11 protein-coding genes and 1 pseudogene are annotated in these 19,273 nt (G+C 43.0%); 11 read left to right on the top strand and 1 reads right to left on the bottom strand.

Going from position 1 to position 19,273, the window contains the following annotated elements; all coding sequences use genetic code 11:
* The first annotated feature begins 32 nt into the window (after window positions 1-32).
* The 8 genes and pseudogenes from AHMF7605_RS14990 (at window position 33) to AHMF7605_RS14965 (ending at window position 15,069) form a co-directional block, all read left to right on the top strand.
* The gene (locus AHMF7605_RS14990; RefSeq protein WP_106933486.1) at window positions 33-3,380 is read left to right on the top strand and encodes a VCBS repeat-containing protein; all 3,348 of its coding nucleotides are present in this window, start codon (window positions 33-35) and stop codon (window positions 3,378-3,380) included.
* 3 nt (window positions 3,381-3,383) lie between these two features.
* Window positions 3,384-4,721 carry a vanadium-dependent haloperoxidase gene (locus AHMF7605_RS14985; RefSeq protein ID WP_106930643.1) on the top strand — a complete coding sequence of 446 codons (1,338 nt, stop codon included), beginning with the start codon at window positions 3,384-3,386 and terminating at the stop codon, window positions 4,719-4,721.
* A 67-nt stretch (window positions 4,722-4,788) separates the two neighbouring features.
* A complete protein-coding gene (locus tag AHMF7605_RS14980) occupies window positions 4,789-5,745 on the top strand; it encodes a glycoside hydrolase family 43 protein (protein WP_233219131.1) in 957 nt (318 codons plus the stop codon).
* A 238-nt stretch (window positions 5,746-5,983) separates the two neighbouring features.
* A pseudogene (locus AHMF7605_RS31120) lies at window positions 5,984-6,091 on the top strand (hypothetical protein); the annotation flags it as partial.
* Window positions 6,092-6,103: 12 nt separating this feature from the next.
* The gene (locus tag AHMF7605_RS30180; RefSeq protein WP_233219124.1) at window positions 6,104-6,748 is read left to right on the top strand and encodes a ligand-binding sensor domain-containing protein; all 645 of its coding nucleotides are present in this window, start codon (window positions 6,104-6,106) and stop codon (window positions 6,746-6,748) included.
* Window positions 6,749-6,759: 11 nt separating this feature from the next.
* Window positions 6,760-10,083 (top strand): two-component regulator propeller domain-containing protein, encoded by a 3,324-nt coding sequence (locus tag AHMF7605_RS14975; protein ID WP_199200241.1) that lies wholly within the window; start codon window positions 6,760-6,762, stop codon window positions 10,081-10,083.
* Window positions 10,084-10,523: 440 nt separating this feature from the next.
* Window positions 10,524-14,066: a GEVED domain-containing protein gene (locus AHMF7605_RS14970; protein ID WP_106930641.1), complete on the top strand. Its 3,543-nt coding sequence runs from the start codon at window positions 10,524-10,526 to the stop codon at window positions 14,064-14,066.
* 556 nt (window positions 14,067-14,622) lie between these two features.
* Window positions 14,623-15,069, top strand: a complete 447-nt coding sequence (locus AHMF7605_RS14965; protein ID WP_106930639.1) for a hypothetical protein — start codon at window positions 14,623-14,625, stop codon at window positions 15,067-15,069.
* 279 nt (window positions 15,070-15,348) lie between these two features.
* On the opposite strand, the gene AHMF7605_RS14960 is transcribed toward AHMF7605_RS14965, so the two are convergent.
* On the bottom strand, window positions 15,349-16,044 hold the full coding sequence (locus AHMF7605_RS14960; protein ID WP_106930637.1) for a uracil-DNA glycosylase family protein: 696 nt from the start codon (window positions 16,042-16,044) through the stop codon (window positions 15,349-15,351).
* A 257-nt stretch (window positions 16,045-16,301) separates the two neighbouring features.
* Between AHMF7605_RS14960 and AHMF7605_RS14955 the strand changes: the two genes are divergently transcribed.
* The 3 genes from AHMF7605_RS14955 (at window position 16,302) to AHMF7605_RS14945 (ending at window position 19,247) form a co-directional block, all read left to right on the top strand.
* Complete coding sequence (locus tag AHMF7605_RS14955; protein WP_233219121.1) at window positions 16,302-16,751, top strand: MarR family winged helix-turn-helix transcriptional regulator; 450 nt, start codon at window positions 16,302-16,304, stop codon at window positions 16,749-16,751.
* Between the two features lie 66 nt (window positions 16,752-16,817).
* Window positions 16,818-17,921 (top strand): alkene reductase, encoded by a 1,104-nt coding sequence (locus tag AHMF7605_RS14950; protein WP_106930635.1) that lies wholly within the window; start codon window positions 16,818-16,820, stop codon window positions 17,919-17,921.
* Window positions 17,922-18,209: 288 nt separating this feature from the next.
* A complete protein-coding gene (locus AHMF7605_RS14945) occupies window positions 18,210-19,247 on the top strand; it encodes an aldo/keto reductase (RefSeq protein ID WP_106930633.1) in 1,038 nt (345 codons plus the stop codon).
* Window positions 19,248-19,273: the final 26 nt, after the last annotated feature.

Below are 19,273 nucleotides of genomic sequence, written 5' to 3'. Positions count from 1 at the left end.
TGTATATTCATTTTTTTAAATTTTTGAATACTTTGCTGAGCCGTTGCGCGTTTTTACTGCTGGGTGCAGGAATTATTTTATTTAGTGGTTGTAGAAAAGCAGAAAAGAAGCTTTCTGCCAATCAGCCGGAAGATACTCCTAAAAACACCTTATTTACCTTATTGCCTCCCGAAAAAACAAAGGTAAATTTTACAAATACCCTAACGGAAAGCATGTACGGCAACGTGCTCATGTACCAATATTTCTACAACGGGGGAGGGGTAGCCGTGGGCGACGTAAATAACGATGGGCTACAGGATATTTATTTCACTAGCAACATGACTCCCAATCGCTTGTACCTAAACCAAGGTAACCTGCAGTTTACCGAAGTGGCCGAGTTTGCAGGGGTGATCGGGCGGTTAAATGCCTGGAAAACCGGGGTAACTATGGCCGATGTAAATGGCGATAAATTATTAGATATTTATGTTTGTTACTCCGGCCACTTGCCATCCGAAGCCCGGGTAAATCAGTTATTTATCAACCAGGGAGTTAATAAACAAGGAAACCCGCAATTTCTGGAACAAGCCCACCAATACGGACTAGCCGACTCGTCCTACAGCACCAATGCCAGTTTTTTTGATTACGATCGCGACAACGACCTGGATATGTTTCTGTTGAACCATAATCCGGTTATATTCAACAACCTGGACGAAGTAAGCATTGCCGAAATTTTAAAAAAACCAGAGCCGAACATGCGGGTTAAGCTGTATAAAAATAACCAAGGGCATTTCGAAGACGTATCGGACCGCGTAGGCTTGGCTAAATCGGCGTTCACGTATGGTTTGGGCGCAGGAATTGGCGATATGAATAGTGATGGCTGGCCGGATATCTACATTTCGAACGATTACTCCGCGCCCGATTACCTTTATTATAATAACGGAAACGGTACCTTTACGGATAAATTAAAATCCAGCCTCGGGCACATTCCCATTTACTCCATGGGTAACGATGTGGCGGATATTAACAACGATGCCCGCCCGGATATTTTAACCCTGGATATGTTGCCGGAAGATAACCGGCGGCAGAAACTATTATTTGCCCCGGATAATTACGAGAAGTTTGCTATTAATGCGCGTGCGGGCTTTTATTACCAGTACATGCGCAACATGTTACAGTTAAATAATGGCGATGGTACCTTCAGCGAAGTGGGGCAGTTAAGTGGCATTTCTAATACCGATTGGAGCTGGGCTCCCTTAATTGCTGATTATGACAACGATGGCTGGAAGGATATGTACATTACCAACGGTTTCCTGCGCGATTTTACCAATATGGATTTTATGAAGTACCGGGGCGGTTATTTGCAACTAAAAGGGGGCAAGGTAAGCGAACCGGAAATGATGGCGCTAATAAAAAGCATGCCTTCCTCTAACGTAGTTAACTACGTGTTTCAGAATACGGGTGGAGCGCAGTTTCGGAACCAGAGCCAAGCCTGGGGAATTACGAAACCTTCTAACAGCAACGGAGCAGCCTACGCCGACCTGGATAATGACGGCGACTTAGATTTAGTTGTCAACAACCTTAACCAGCCGGCCTTTATCTATCAAAATCATGCTGAAAAATACCTGAAAAACCATTATTTAAGAATAAACCTGCAAGGTGCGGGTAAAAACACTTTTGGGATTGGGGCTAAGATTATGGTGTACGCGGCAGGTAAGCAACAATACCTGGAGCAAATGCTTACCCGCGGCTTTCAATCGAGCGTATCGCCGGTGATGCATGTGGGACTTGGTAGTTCCGCTATGGTGGATTCGTTGCGAGTGGTTTGGCCAAATGGGAAACAGCAAATTCTACGGAAGGTAAAAGCAGACCAAACTGTAACCTTAAACGAGAAGGCAGCTAATAACCAATACAAACCCGTGCAGAAAAATATATCTCCCGTTTTCACGCCAACAAAAACCACCCTTGCTTTTGCGCATCAACCCAATGCTATTAACGATTTTAAGCGCCAACCACTGCTGGTCAATCCTTTGTCCTTCGACGGGCCTTGTTTGGTAAAAGCAGATGTAAACAACGATGGCTTAGAGGATGTGTTTGCCGGTGGTAGTGCCAGGCAGGCCAGTCAGTTATTCTTGCAGCAGAAAAATGGCAAATTTTTGCCGAAAGTTAATCCTGCTTTTGTGGCGGATAAAGCCAGCGAAGACGTGGATGCCATTTTTGTGGACGTAAACCAGGATAAAAATTTAGACTTATACGTGTGCAGCGGCGGTTACGGCAATTTCCTGCCCGACGACCCTTTGCTGCAGGATCGGCTTTATTTAGGCGATGGTCAGGGTAATTTCACGAAAAGCGCCACTGCTTTGCCGGTAATGCTTACGAGTACCAGTTGTGTGCGGGCCAGCGATATAAATAATGACGGAGCCATAGATTTATTTGTGGGCGGAAGAGTTATTCCGGGTCGCTACCCAGAAGCGCCTCGCAGCTACGTGTTAATTAACAATGGCCACGGACAATTTACGGATCAAACCAGGAATCTGGCACCTCAACTGGAACGTATCGGTATGGTTTCCGACGCAGCCTGGGTAGATTTAAACCAAGATAAAAAGCAGGAACTAGTAGTAATTGGCGAGTGGCTGCCCGTAACTGTTTTCAGCAACACCGGCAATAAGCTAACCAATAGCACTTCTGCTTACTTTGCCAAGTCTTACAGCGGTTGGTGGAACAAATTACTGGTAGGAGATTTTAACCAGGATAATCAACCTGATTTGCTTATTGGTAATTTGGGTTTAAATAGTCAATGCAAGGTTAGCGACAAACAACCAGCTGATTTAATTTACAAAGATTTCGACGATAACGGCTCGGTTGACCCTATTCTGTGCCTGTACATGCAAGGCAAAAGTTATCCGTACGTGAGCCGCGACGAACTGCTCGACCAAATAAGTACGATGCGCACCCGTTTCCCGGATTATAAAAGTTACGCCGATGCCGGATTATCCGATATCTTTACAAAAGAAGAACTACAGGGAGCTAAAAAGTTGTCTGCTAATTGGTTGGGAACAAGCTTATTTCTGAGTAATAATCAAAATAAAATGCAAGTAGTGCCACTACCCTTAGAAGCGCAATACGCCCCCGTGCATGCCCTGAGCGCACTGGATTATAACCACGACGGTCAATTAGATGTGCTGCTGGCCGGCAATCAGAACCAGGCGCGGCTTCGGTTTGGTAAAGCCGATGCTAACTACGGGGTGCTTTTGCAGGGTAACGGTAAAGGGCAGTTTTCCTATGTACCTCAAACTAAATCCGGGCTTCAGCTGAAAGGGGATGTGCGGAGTATGATAGCCGTGAAAAATACTTTATTGGTAGGAATAAATCAGCAACCAGTTAAAGCTTATAAATTAAAATAATACATGAAGAAAATTTTAAGTTTTCTTTTTAGCCTGATGGTAATAATGGCTTGCGGCCGTAAAAAGTCGGAGGGTTCGTTCAAAAGCCAGCAAATAAGCCAGGTGTTGTCCAAGATGACGGATATAATGGTACATGACGTAACGAATCCGCCTTTAGCTGCCCGTTTTTTTTCTTATGCCTGTCTGGCCGGTTATGAGGTGGTGGCTCAAAACGATAGTACGAGCCGGAGCATGTACGGTGTTTTAAACAAATATCCTAAAATAGAAAAGCCGCAAGTTTCGGGTTATTCTTATCAGCTAAGTGCCTTATTGGCGATGATGGAGACTGCTAAAAAAATGCAACCTTCCGGCACCTTATTAGAGAAATATGAGCAGCAATTTTTAGATTCTTGCCGGAACGCGGGTGTTTCCGAAGAAGTAATTAGTCCTTCGTTGGCGTACGCTCAAGCTATTAGTAAAAGTATTCTCGCTTACGCTAAAGCCGACAAATACAACCGCATCAGTAATTATCCGCGCTACACGCCTGCTAACCAGGAAGGAACCTGGTATCCGACTCCGCCCGGCTATTTTGCCCCGGTAGAGCCTTATTTTAATACCGTGCGGTCGTTTACCTTAGATACCTGCATTCAGTTTAAACCGGCGCCACCGGTAGCATTTTCCAAAGATAAAGCATCTGAGTTCTATAAATTGATGCAGGAAAGTTACCAGGAAGGTGTTCAATTACCCAAAGAGCACCAGGAAATCGCCGCTTTCTGGGACTGTAATCCTTTTGCTTTGCAAGACAATGGGCACATGCTGGTAGGAATGAAGAAAATATCGCCGGGGGCACATTGGTTAGGTATTACGGGTATTGCCTGCCAACAGGCGAAAGTGCCTTTTGCCAAGGCTATGCAAATAAATACTTTAGTTTCTGTTTCGTTAATGGATGGTTTTATTTCGTGCTGGGACGAGAAATTCCGCAGTAACCGTATTCGTCCGGAGACCGCTATCCGCAAATATATTGACCCTCGGTGGAAGCCGCTCCTGCAAACCCCGCCTTTCCCGGAATACTTAAGTGGCCATTCTACTATTTCATCGGCGGCGGCGGTAGTTTTAACGCACTACTTGGGAGATAATTTTAAATATAAGGATACCGTGGAAGTGCGGTTTGGTTTACCGGCCCGGGAATTTAAATCTTTTCAGCAAGCAGCGGAGGAGGCAGGTATTTCGCGTTTTTACGGGGGCATTCACTTTCGCGATGCCATTGATAACGGCCGTTTACAAGGTTTGCAAGTTGGCAAGTGGGTAGTAAATAAGGTAAATAATAAAGTAAGTACACTGGCCGTAGCGGGAACCAAATAGTTGCGGGTACCGCAATTGTTAAATCTAATAAATAATTTATATTTTGCCGTTTACCTAAATCTGTTAGATGGCTGCCTTCTATAAAATCCTGATACGAATCCAAATAGTTTGTTTTGTTCTCTCTCTGGTGGCTCCTTTTCGGGGGCAAGCTCAGGAGCCCGGAAAAAACGAAGCTTTACTTTTTGCTTATTTCAAAGGGAATGGCGATGGCTTGCACCTGGCTGCCAGCACCGATGGTTTAAATTGGTCTCCTTTAAAAAACGATAGTTTATTTCTTAAACCTCAGGTTAGTCAAGATAAACTCTTGCGCGATCCCTGCATTATTAAAGGTCCGGATAATTTATTTCACATGGTCTGGACGGTAAGTTGGAATGCCAAAGGAATTGGTTACGCGAACTCGCTGGATTTAATTCATTGGTCAGAGCAGCAGTATATTCCCGTAATGGAACACGAAGCAGGCGCGCGTAATAGCTGGGCACCCGAAATAACCTACGATAAAAAACAAAAAGTATATCTTATCTATTGGGCCACTACCATTACCGGCCTGTATCCGGAAACGCAATCTAAAGAAGAAAACAGTTATAATCACCGGATGTACTATACCACCACTGCCGACTTTAAAAAATTTAGCCCTACTAAACTATTATACGAACCCGGCTTTAACGTTATCGATGCTACGATTGTCCCAAACCAAAGCCAATACCTTATGTTTCTGAAAGACGAAACCCGCGAACCGCCGCAGAAAAATATTCGGATAGCCACAAGCAAAAACCTAGTTGGACCCTATATGGCCGCCGGACCGCCTATAACCGGTAAATACTGGGCCGAAGGACCAACTGCTCTAAAATTAGGAATTAATTGGATTGTTTATTTTGATAAATATACCGAAGGCAAAATGGGCGCAGTTACGTCGCCGGATTTAAAAAAATGGACAGATATTTCCGGGAAGATAAACTTTCCGGCGGGAGTGCGGCACGGTACGGTATTTAAAGTAACGCGCCAGGAACTGGAAAAATTAAAATAAACCCTCTTTCTCTAGCCACAACAGTTTATCTCCAGAAATCTTTAGAAAATAAAGTGCTGGAAATGATATAAGCCGTGCGTGCACTTTCCCGGTTCCATTAACGTTTCAATGATAACTTGCTTATAATTAAATTAGATTAGTAAGGAAGTTACTAATAGCAAGGCGCGAGAAACCGCTCCTTGAGCCTGCACCGTACATTCACAATGAAATTTAGGATTTTCCTGTTTTTTATCTTTTTATTTTTAATCTTATCCGGCTGTCTGCTCAACCAGACCGGTATAAGTTCGTTCGTCTGGATAACGATAAAGGTTTATCGAACAACCAGATAAATTGTATTTTAGAAGATACCCAAGGATTTATGTGGTTTGGTACTATGACTGGTCTGAACCGCTACGATGGGTATACGTTTAAAACTTTCCGGCACGACGTCCGGCATGCCACCTCTCTGCGCGATAATTATATAACCGGGCTTTTTACCGGACCAGAAGAAAAATTATGGGTAATTACCCGGAGCGGTTTAACAATTTACAATCCTTTAACCGAATCTTTCTACCCGAATACCACTCGTTGGTTACAAAGGTATGCCTTACCCGATTCAGCTATTACCCAGGTAGTAAAAGATAAAACCGGCAATTTCTGGTTTATGCATGCTACCCAAGGTTTATTTAAATATACTTCCCGCACCAAATCAACTCAAAAGCTAACCAATACTTTGCATTCTGCTTCTGTGTCCGATTTGGTGCAGGATAAAAACAATGATTTTTGGCTGATATACCGCGATGGCATGCTGGAAAAAAGAAGTAGCAAAACCTGGCAGGTAATGTTTAGTAGCCGTAATTTAGGCCAGCAACAAGCGGTAACCGGACCAGATTTCCGGCTTTTTGCCGATGATGCCGGCGATTTATGGATATACCAGGAAGAACAGCCCTTGGGTATTTTTATTTCAATTCCGCCACTAAATTATTTCAACATTACAGCCGCGAATCGAAAAACCTTAAATTAAATAATGATCTGGTGCGGAGTGTGGTGCAAGGCTCCGACGGCAAAATCTGGATTGGCACGGACCATGGCGGCGTGAACATTATTGATAAGAAGCATGGAACAGTGGAGTACTTGCTGCAAAACCCCGATGATGAAAGTAGTATTAGCCAGAATAGCATTTATTCTCTTTACCGCAACAAGGCCGATATTATCTGGGTGGGTACTTATAAAGCCGGTATTAGCTATTATCATCCTAATAATATTAAATTTCCGGTGTACCGCTACCAGGCAGCTAACCCCAATAGCTTGCCTTATAACGATATAAACCGGTTTGTAGAAGATGCCCGGGGTAACATTTTTATGGGTACCAACGGGGGCGGTTTACTTTACTTCGATCGGGCGCGTAATCGTTTTCAACAGTTTCTGCATGACCCTAAAAATGCGAATAGCCTTACTAACAACGTAATTGTAGGCTTATACCTCGATAAACAGCAAAATTTATGGATTGGTACGTATTACGGCGGTCTGGATAAGTTCGATGGTACCACCTTTACTCATTACCGGCATAATCCCAAAGATTCAAATAGCATTTCGGACGATCGGGTGTGGGAAATTTTTGAAGATTCGCGGAATAATTTGTGGGTAGGTACTTTGGGCGGCGGGTTAGAACTATTCGATCGAAAAAAGGAACTATTCCGGCATTATCGCATGGGAGCACCTAAGTCGGTCCATTCCGATTATATTTCTTCCATTATAGAAGACAAAGCCGGTAATTTATGGATTGGTACTGCTTACGGAGTAGATAAACTAGATCATAAAACGGGGGAGTTTGTTCATTACGTCAACAACAATAATAATGCGCAGGGTTTAAGCAACAACAACGTTATCACCGTTATGGAAGACAGCCGGGGACTCCTCTGGATGGGTACCAACGAAGGCTTAAACGTATTAGATAGAAAAAAAAATACTTTCCGCGTATTCCGGAAAGAAGATGGATTACCGGATAATTCTATTCAGGGTATTGTAGAAGATAATCAGCATACCATGTGGTTGGCAACCCAAAATGGTATTTCGAATGTAACAGTACAGCCAGGTTCTTCAGCGGCAGATATTACTCTTCAGTTTAAAAATTACGATGTATCTGATGGATTACAGGACCAAGCTTTTAATAATAATGCTTTTTTAAAAACCCGGTCCGGCGACCTGTTGTTTGGCGGCAGTAATGGGTTTAATATTTTTCATCCGGGCAAGTTAGAAGTAAACAGACAAGTTCCCCCGGTAATATTAACCGATTTTCAAATATTTAATCAAACAATCGCGGCTGGCGATACGCTTAACGGACGCGTATTATTACAGGAAAATATCAATCAAGCAAAAGAAATTACTTTACGTCACCACGAAAACATGTTTTCGATTGCTTTTGCGGCCCTTAATTTCCTGCAACCTGAAAAAAATAAATACGCTTACAAACTCGAAGGATTTAACGACCAATGGCTTAGTGTGGATAACGAGGTGCGTAAGGCTGTCTTTACCAACCTGGATCCGGGTACTTACGTCTTCCGGGTAAAGGCTTCTAACAATGATGGAGTATGGAACGAAGCCGGAGCCACTTTGCGCATAACAATTCTGCCGCCCTTCTGGAAAACTAACTGGGCTTTTGCTTTTTATATAATTTTATTTCTGGCCGCTTTATTAATAGCCCGCCGGATAGTGCAGACGCAGGAACGGCTTAAATATAAACTGGCCCACGAACGGCAGGAAGCGCATCGCCGCCAGGAGCTAGATATGCTTAAGATCCGGTTCTTTACGAATATCAGCCATGAATTTCGTACGCCACTAACGCTGATTCTGGCGCCTTTGGAGAAAATGCTAAAAGAAGCTAGTGCTGATGCCGAAAAGATAATTCAATTAAAACTGGTTTACCGGAATGCCCGCCGCTTGCTGAACCTGGTGAATCAATTGCTCGACTTTCGCAAAATGGAGGTGCAGGAAATTGCTTTACACGCATCTCCCATAGATGTCATTCCTTTTATTCGTGAAATTGCTTTCTCGTTTTCGGATATATCCGAAAATAAAAACATTCAGTTTACTTTTTACGCCGCCGTAGAGCACTTGGTAACGAATGTAGACCCGGATAAAATGGAAAAGATTTTATTTAACCTGCTCTCCAATGCCTTTAAATTTACGCCAGAGGGAGGAAAAGTTTCGGTAGAAGTAAGTGTGGCCGATTTTACAACCGACTCAAGCCGTAAAAACCTGGTCATTCAAGTAAAAGATACGGGTATTGGCATTCCGCCGGAAGATCAGGAAAAAGTATTTAAGCGGTTTTTCCAGAGCGATATACCCGGCTCCATGGTAAACCAGGGCAGTGGCATTGGTTTGGCTATTACGAAAGAGTTTGTGAAGTTACACGAGGGGGAAATTACCGTGCAAAGTACTTCCGGCGAAGGTACCTTATTTACGATAATGTTACCGGTTGTACCAGCGGTTCTTCCCGCCCCGGAAATTAATTTGGCCGTTAGCGAGATGCGCGCTTTACCGGCTCCTATTCCCGTGGAAAAAGTTAATGGTTCTACTAAGAGTTCCGCTAAGAAACCCGTTATATTATTAGTGGAAGATAACGAAGATTTCCGGTTTTATTTAAAAGATAACCTGAGTGTCTTTTACCAGGTGGTTGAAGCAACTAATGGTAAACAAGGCTGGCAACAGGCCATTACCCTAGTTCCCGATTTAATAGTGAGCGATATCCTGATGCCCGAGATGGACGGCATTGCCTTCAGCCGAAAATTAAAAAAAGATCCGCGTACGGCCGCGATTCCGGTTATTTTACTAACCGCCAATGCCACCGAAGAGCAGAAATTATTGGGGTATGAAACGGGTGCCAGCGATTATATTACCAAACCTTTTAATTTTGAAATATTGCTTTCGCGGCTTAAGTATTTAATTGCGCAACAAGTGGCTTTCCGGGAGGCTCTGCAACATAAAATGGAGGTGAAGCCGCAGGACATTGCCATTACACCCCTCGATGAAAAATTAATTAAAAAAGCAATTGCTTTTACCGAGCAAAATATAGCCAATCCGGACTTTTCGGTGGAAGACCTTAGCCGGGAGTTAGGGATGAGCCGGGTATATCTGTATAAAAAGTTATTGGCTTTAACGGGGAAAGCGCCCCTTGAATTTATCCGGACGGTACGCTTGAAACGGGCGGCTCAGTTGCTAACCGAAAGCCAGCTTACGGTAGCCGAAGTGGCGTACGAAGTAGGTTTTAATAACCCAAAGTACTTTACTAAATATTTTAAACAAGAGTTTAACGAATTGCCGTCGGCGTATGCTGCCGGTAAACGCGTGAAAGTGTAAGAATCATTTACCAATTACCAATTATCAATTATCAGATTTAAGTAAAAAAGGTTTAAGACATATCATTTGGTAACTGGTAAATGGTAATTGGTAAATGATTAAAAGTATTGCGGATGCTAAGGGCAACTTGTATCTTTGAGGGAATGTAAATACTTTGCTCGCCAAAGTTTTGAGTAGTTTTTTTGGCGAGGTAGCTTTTGCTCTTCTTAACCAATGCCGGTAGTTTTATCTGTAGTTGAAAGTTAATGCTTGAGAAAGCCTAAATTGTAGTGTCTGCTTCGCCTTTGTTAACATTATAATTTTAGCAGATTTTAACTATTACTCCTCTCCGAACTTCTTAATTGTTTGTTGTAAAGGTATTGGTGCAACTTGTGTTGGCAGACTTTTTTCAAATATTATGAATAAAATTTTTACAGTACTATAAATGATTTAAAGTTTTTATGACTACTTTTTACAAGTCTTTACTCCTGTTAGTATTCTGTTTAGGGAGTACTTTTTGCCTCCGGGCTCAAAACAACAAAAGCCTTTATTTAGGCAAGGTATCTAATGTAATGGCTGCTTATAAAGCAAACCTCAATAAAACCAATGCTGCCGGTAGTACGGGTAGTACAGGTAAAATTAGTTATGCTATTCCGGGGCAAGCGCCGCTCGTGCTTACCGTGAAAAACAACCGAAAAGAAGGTGCCCGCGAAATATTTCTGGGTCAGGCAAATAACGGGAAAAATAATTACTTCTTCCTGAAAGCCGAAGGCGCGGCCTTGTCGGGATATGTTATTTTGAAAGATCAGAAAAAAGCCTACCAATACTCTTCTGTTTCCGGCGAAGTTTATCTGCAGGAAGTAAATATTGATAAAGTTCTTTGTTTAGATTACGTGCCCGCCAAAGGTAAAGCTGCTCCTGCCCCAAGCCCGACTATTAATGCCGCACTTGCTGTTCCGAACATGCAAAGTTTACCGGGTGCGAAAGCAGTAATATACCTTGATTTTGACGGAGAAAAAGTAAACAGTATTTACTGGAACGCTGGTAATGAGATCAATGCTAAACCGGCTGATTTATCCGAAGCTGAGATAGTAGAAGTTTATAAGTTAATCAGCGAAGATTTCCGGCCGTTTGCCGTAAATGTAACCACCAGCTTAACCGTTTACAAAAACGCCCCTGCCAACCGCCGGATGCGGGTAATCTTTACTCCAACTGATGATGCCGGCCCGGGTTACGGCGGAGTAGCTTACGTAGGTTCCTATACCTGGGGCGATGATACTCCTTGCTGGGTATTTAATAGCGGGATAAAAGGCGCCGGCGAAGCTGGTTCGCACGAAGCCGGCCATACCTTAGGGTTAAGCCACGATGGCCGGACCTTAGAAAATAGCCAGCATGAAGAATATTTCGCTGGTCAGGAATCCTGGGCTCCCATTATGGGTGTCGGTTATTACGTTGAGCAGGTACAATGGAGTAAAGGCGAATACCCGCAGGCAAATAATCAGGAAAATGATCTTAAAATAATTACCACCCAGAATGGCTTTGGTTACCGCTCCGACGATTATAGCAATACGAGCGCCAACGCTCGTCCGTTAGTAGTAAATAGCTCGGGCGTTGTATTAGCCACGAACAACAAAGGCCTTATTACGACCCAGGCCGACGTAGATGTTTTTTCTTTTACCGCTGGCAGCGGGGCTATTACCCTTAATGTGAATCCTTCGCCGGATTATCCTAATTTGGATATTTTGCTAACGCTTAAAAACAGCGCGGGTATTACTGTTGCTACCGCCGAATCGGATGATATGTCGGCTTCGTTAACCCCTACTTTATCCCCGGGAACGTATTATCTGTACGTGACAGGGGTTAGAGGTAAGCTCGGGGCGAATTCTGATTACAGCTCTCTGGGGGAATATAGTATTTCGGGTAGTTTGCAATCCAACTACTGCACTCCGGTAGTTACGAAAGGTTGCCGCGACGGCGATTACATTGATAATATTAAATTTAATACTCTGGTAAACAATAGTTCGGGTTGTAACGGACAAGTCAATGGGTACATCACTTATCCGGCAACTGGTACCTTCACTACTACGGTAAGTGCCGGTCAGACGTATAATCTGAGTTTAAAATCCGGCGCCGATTATCCGGAAGGTTTTGGGGTCTGGATTGATTATAATAATAACAACGACTTTAGCGATGCCGGCGAGTTTATTTATCAATCTCCCACAGCAATAGTAGGCGTAACGTATACCGGTAAAATAACTATTCCGGCCAAAGTAACTCCGGGAGCGCGGCGAATGCGCGTTCGGGCCCAATACAATACCGTTATAAAAAGCGATCAGTTCTGCGAAGCTTTTGAATACGGCGAAACCGAAGATTATACCATTACCATTGGCAAACCAGTAGCGAATACCGAATGGGATGTAGCTTATGGCGGCTCCGACACAGAAGCGTTTTCGGAAGTAATTAAAACTACCGATGGGGGTTACTTAATAGCAGGATACTCTATTTCGGGGCAAACCGGTGACAAAACCCAGGATAGCCGCGGCGGTAACGATTTCTGGATAATAAAAACAGATGCCAACGGCAAAAAAGTTTGGGACCAGCGTTATGGCGGTACCGGGCACGATTATTTAAATCGCCTCATTCAAACGCACGACGGCGGCTATTTGCTGGCGGGTAGTTCTTTGTCGGGTGCAGACGGCGATAAGAGCCAAAGCAGCCGCGGCGATCGCGATTACTGGATTGTAAAAATATCGAGTGCCGGCGTGAAACAATGGGATAAACGTTTTGGGGGCAGCGGCTATGATGAGTTGCGCAAGGTTACGCAATTGCCATCCGGAGAATACATATTGGCCGGCTCCAGCAATTCGCCGGCCGGTGGCGATAAAAGCCAGGCTAGCCAAGGTGGTACCGATTATTGGTTAATAAAACTGAACAATGCCGGTAATAAAATGTGGGATAAACGCTACGGTGGAAATTTAGCCGATAATCTGGAAAATTTTCTGATTACCAATGATGGCGGTTTCTTGCTGGGCGGTGCCTCTGCCTCCGGACAAAGTGGCGATAAAAGTCAATTGAGCCGGGGTGGAGAAGATTTCTGGCTGGTACGTACCGATGCGGACGGAAATCAACTTTGGGATCAGCGTTTCGGCGGTAGCAACGACGATCATCTTTTCTCTATAGGTCGTTATTCTACCGGCGAGTTTTTTGTTGCCGGTTACAGTACCTCGGGCAATGAAGGCGACAAAAGTCAGGAAAGCCAGGGTGGTAAAGATTTCTGGATGCTGAAACTAAGCAGCAGCGGGGCTAAACTTTGGGACAAGCGTTTTGGCGGCAGCAACGACGAAGAGCTACGCTCGATTGTGCGAACAGCGGATGGTGGTTTCCTGTTAGCTGGTAAATCTGCTTCGGGCGTGAGTGGCGATAAAAGTCAGGAAAGCCAGGGCGGTACCGATTACTGGATAGTAAAAGTGACGAGCGGGGGCGGTAAGCAATGGGATCGCCGGGTAGGCGGCCGTGGAGCCGAAGAACTTCGCAATGTACTTATTACAGCGGATGGCGACTATTTACTGGCTGGACGTTCTGATTCGGGACTTAGTGGCGATAGAACTCAGAATAATCAGGGCGGCAGTGATTATTGGATGATTAAAATAAAAGATACTTCAATAGCGGGCTCTCCAACCTTAGATAGTGATCAGGTAATTGCCGCCCGAATGGCTAGCCCCACAGAAGTTTCGAATTTGCCGATTGGTTTAACGGCTTACCCCAACCCCTTTGCGGATAAAATAACGATTAGCTTTACCTTAGAAAAAACCCAAGCGGTGCAAGTGCAAATTTATAATGGTCAGGGGCAAGTAGTAAAAACACTTTACCAAGGCGAAATACAGGCAGCCGAACAACAAAATTTTACTTGGCAGCCGTCTCAGCCGTTAGTAGCCGGTATTTATTTCGTGCGGGTAGTTACCCCTACAAAAAATTTCCAGCAAAAAGTATTATTACACCGATAATTATAAATTATAAAATCCCCGTCATTGCCTGGGTAGGCGATGGCGGGGATTTTTATTTACAGGAACTCAAGAATTTTAAAATCTGATGCCTAACAAAATACTTTTAGAGTAAGTAGTATAGCTGAAGTGAAACGGGGTAAGTATCTAGTCCTAGTTTTAATTTATCATTTCTGAATTTTCGTTCCGCGAAGATTTAGCTGTAAATAAAACCTTCACCCCGGCTTGAGTTTAATCGGTAGAATGAAAAAATCCGCGTCATTAACTTAATGCAATTCAAATTTTCGCTTTTTTAGTACTAAACTCATAATTTATTTTACGTAAAATACACCTGATACTATTTGTAGTGGATTAGAAACAGAAATTAGTCTATAAAGAGAACTATATTGTTTAAAATGAAGTAAATAGAAAAAATTTGTATTTGCTATACTAGATGGGTATATACTATAATGCATATACTTTATTTAAGATAATATATATTTTATTCAATAAGGAGGAATTGACTTTTTCAGTTTTATCCAATAACTTACAAAATATCTACGCTCTAAATTCTATACTTATGGTTGTTTTATTAGATACTATTCGTGGTAGTAACACGGCTATTCCACAGGAATTATTATATAAATCGGATTCTATCCAAATCTGGTACGAAGCCGAAATTCATTGGCTTTATGTTGAATGGATGGGGGCTCTGAACTTACATAATGTTCAACGGAATGGACAGATACTTTTGCAGTTTCTTAAAGAAAAGCAGTGTGCTAAAATCTTAAATAATAACCAGCAAGTACAAGGTCCGTGGTTAGATGCCTGTTCTTATGCTGCCGAAGAACTGCTGCCGCAATTAATTGAAGCGGGCTTAAAGTACTTAGCCTGGGTACAATCGCCTAATCCTTATAGTCAGTACTCTATGGAACAAACTCTAGAAGCTACTAGCCTGCCTATTAAAAACCGAATTAATATTTTTTACTCTTTGCCCGTAGCAAGAGAATGGCTGAAAAATGTTTAATATCTATTCGGGAAGATAGGCTTTGGTAAGATTGTTTTTTAAATAAAAAGGCTCGTAAAAATGATTACGGGCCTTTTTATTAAGTCAAATTTATAACTAGGCTCAGTTAAGAACAAAGTTAAAGTAGCATTGTAAAGTTTGATTATCAAAGATTTACGTTTTAAGTAATACCCAATCAGATAAAGAAATTGCCTTAATGGTGGCTGAAACCTGACAGGTTTGCTTCTCCTTTAGAACCTGTCTAGGGAAACGAGTACACACAAGTTTACAAAACGCGATCTAGTTTGCCTGATAGAAAGCGAGGAGATATTTATCCATGTAAAATTGTTTAGATTTAATTTTGTATTGCATCACAAAGCGCGGATGTTCCAGGGGTACTATAGTTTCAAAAAACTGATACTTTTGGTTGAGTTGCCGGAGAAATTTTTCGTTTTTACCCGTGCCAAAACAAAAACACACATCGGTTTTAATGCCAAAATCCAACTGTTTTCGGATGCTTTGCACAATAAAGTCGTGAACCGCCTTGGTAAGTTCTGAGTTATCGTAGTAATTATAATTTACCTCAGTACCATTTTTACCGGGAGCGGTAAAGCCCAACGGACAAATAGAGTTAATATAAAATTTTTGGTAAAACGCAGTAGGCCCGCCATAAGCTTGAATAACATCGTAAACAAACACCGACGAAGGTTCATGCGTTTCTTTGCCGGAGTAAGAGATTCCGCATTCTTGTTTTAGCCGCTTCGAATCCGTAAAGGGCACTCCGGTAACGCCGCCGCCAAACCGGCCTGGGTTTATTCCTAAAATCATGTGTCGCGCATGCGTGTCGTTATAAAACTTTTGGTAAAACTCTGTAACCACCGGCATGATAGTCTTGTCTGCTTTAAATGGATTCAGAATAGTAATACCCACGGGTAACTGACCGGTAAATTCTAGGGAGGCATTAAATTGAATTACTTTGTCCGCGAAGGTTGTCATGTAATATATTTTTACTCTGAACGGGAGCTATTGTTTTTCTATCTGGATGGATATCGGCAGTATCCACTTACCAAGAACACCAAACTTTTCAGTTAAGTATACCAAGTATGATAGCAAATTTTTTATTTCAGTAAATATGAAATGGATAAATTTTTAAAAATATTTTCCCCAATGCAAAACATTGTGGCTACAATTGTTGTATATACAAATATAAGTTCTACTTTTGAGCTGAAATTAAATAAGAATAAGCTGCCGTCGTGAAATTGGAGGAGGAAATAAAACAGAAAAGCTTTCAATCACCGCACCACCGGATGATGGTAAACATTATGTTTACGGGTAATTACGTACAGAAACGGTTGTTGTGTATGATGCGTTCGTACGGGATTTCGCCGCAGCAGCATAACGTATTAAGTATTCTGCGTGGTCAACATCCTCATCCTTGTTCCCTGGGCGATATTCAAGAGCGCATGCTGGACCGGATGAGTAACGCTACTCGCTTGGTAGATAAATTACTCGAGAAAAAACTAGTAGCTCGTTGTCAATGTACGGCTAACCGCCGGAAAATTGATATCACCATAACAGAAGCAGGTTTGACCTTACTCAAACAGATGGAAGAAAAGGTGCCACCTTTTGAAGAATTATTCCCTGCTATTTCTCCGGAAGAAGCTACCGTTCTGGGCCAATTGTTAGATAAAGCCAGAGAGTAAATTTTTTTTGCCGTAATACTTGTATATACAAATAATGTAGCAATTTATAATTAAAATAAAACAAAAATGGAAAAACAACCGCTTTTAACTTCGTACCAATTAGGTTCATTAACTTTAAAAAATCGGGTAGTAATGGCTCCCATGACCCGTAGCCGGGCCGATAATCCTGAAAATGCAGCTACCGCTTTAGCGGCTCAATACTATGCCCAGCGGGCTTCCGCTGGTTTAATAATTTCGGAAGGTACCCAGGTAAGCCCGCAAGGGGTTGGCTATATTAATACGCCGGGTATTTACTCCGAAGCCCAGGTAAAAGGCTGGCAGCAGGTAACAGAAGCCGTGCACGCGAAAGAAGGAAAAATATTTGCTCAGTTATGGCACGTAGGTCGTATCTCGCACCCCGATTTCCATAATGGCGAATTGCCGGTTGCTCCTTCCGCCATTAACCCGAACGATAAATCATTTACTCCCCTGGGTTTTAAAGATACGGTTACCCCACGCGCTTTAGAAACCCACGAAGTACAAGCCATTGTGCAGGATTTTAAAAAGGCTGCCGCTAATGCTTTAAAAGCTGGTTTCGATGGGGTAGAACTGCACGCTAGTAACGGATATTTGTTTCAGCAGTTTTTTAATAAAGTTTCGAACCAGCGTACTGACCAATACGGCGGCTCCATTGAAAACCGGGCTCGTTTTCTGTTCGAAACCTTAGATGCCCTAAAAGAAGTAATTGATCTAACCCGCGTAGGCATACGGCTTAATCCTTCCTTACACGGCATGAGTGGCATTACGGTAGATGAAGAAACAATTCCAACTTTCGAATACATTGTAAACCGTTTAAACGAGTATAACCTGGCTTACCTGCATTTATCGGAGCCGTTTGTACCCGTAGATAACGTGCCTTACGCCGTAGCCGAAATAGCAAAACACTTCCGGCCTTTGTATAAGGGCACTCTTATTATCAACAAAGGGTTTAACCAGGAAAAAGGTAATCAGATAATTACCGAAAGTTTAGCGGATCTGGTAGCTTTTGGCGTACCATTTATTTCCAATCCGGATTTGCCCGAGCGGTTTGCGCAAAACGCTGATTTAGCTACCCCCGACAAAAATACTTTTTATGCGGGTGGCGCTAATGGTTACGTAGACTATCCCGCCTTATCGGAGATGGAAGCTTAATTTATTTTAAAATTTTTCTTTGTTTTTGTTCCAAGCCGGTCGGATTTTTCCGCCGGCTTTTTTTATAGAAAGGCTTGTTGCGCATTTTCAGAATTAGGTACACTTTACGAAAAACATTTTGCGCTGAAAATGCTTATTTACTAACGGGTTAGGGTAAATATCATCGGGGGTAGTTTCGGTAAAATCAGTTGCCCAACAGAACTTTATAAAAAGATAACAGGTAAAAATTTGCGTTGCTGCAAACGTTTATTTGATATTTGTTTTCATTCACTTCAAAAACGATAAACTATGAAATATAATTTATTAGGTAATACCGGGGTGTTAGTTTCTGAACTGTGTTTTGGTACCATGACTTTTGGCGGCCAAGGTTACTGGGAAGCCATCGGGCGGCAAACCCAGGACGAAGCCAATGAACTACTTAAAACGGCGGTGGATGCCGGGATTAATTTTATGGATACCGCTAACGTGTATTCGTTCGGGCAATCGGAGCAGATTCTCGGACAAGGGCTAAAGCAAGCTGGGCTTTCCCGCAACGAATTATTTATTGCTACCAAAGTTCGCGGCCGGATGAGCGCCGGCGTTAACCAGGTGGGTTTATCGCGGTATCATATTTTTCAATCCGTAGAAGAAAGTTTACAGCGGCTGCAAATGGACCATATAGATTTACTGTATGTGCACGGCGTAGATGCAGCTACATCAATAGAGCAGATAGTACATAGCCTGCACGATGTAGTAACAAGCGGGAAAGTGCGGTACGTAGGCGTGTGTAACTGGCCGGCCTGGCTGGTCATGAAAGCTTTAGGTATTGCCAAGCAGCATGGTTGGCACGAGTTTGTGGGGATGCAGTATTTTTATGCCGCCGCTAACCGCGACGTAGAACAAGAACTATTGCCTCTGGCCCAAGACCAACGCTTAGGATTTATGCCTTGGAGTCCGTTGGCCGGTGGTTTCTTGTCGGGTAAATTTACCCGTGACCAAACCAATACCGGCGGCCAGTCGCGGCGCGATACTTTTGACTTTCCGGTAATTGATAAAGGTAAAGCCTATAATATAATTGATGTTTTAATAAGGTTAGGGCAGGATTATAATGTTTCGGCGGCTGAAATAGCATTGGCTTGGGTTCGGCAGCAAAAGGGTGTTACCAGTACCATTATCGGCGCTAAAACTCCGGACCAGCTTACCTCTAATATTCATTCTACATCCTTTAATTTATCGGCAGCCGAGTTGGAAGAATTAAATGCGGTAAGTCAGCCGGAAAGAAGATATCCGGGTTGGATGGTGGAACGGCAAATGAGCGACCGCTTGCCGGCAACAGATAAAAAATAGGATAACTTTCAATTAAAAAGCGGCTC

It is taken from the genome of Adhaeribacter arboris (genome assembly GCF_003023845.1).
GTDB lineage: Bacteria > Bacteroidota > Bacteroidia > Cytophagales > Hymenobacteraceae > Adhaeribacter > Adhaeribacter arboris.
The sequence above is the reverse complement of the archived record's forward strand: the minus strand, read 5'-3'. Positions and strand labels throughout refer to the sequence as shown.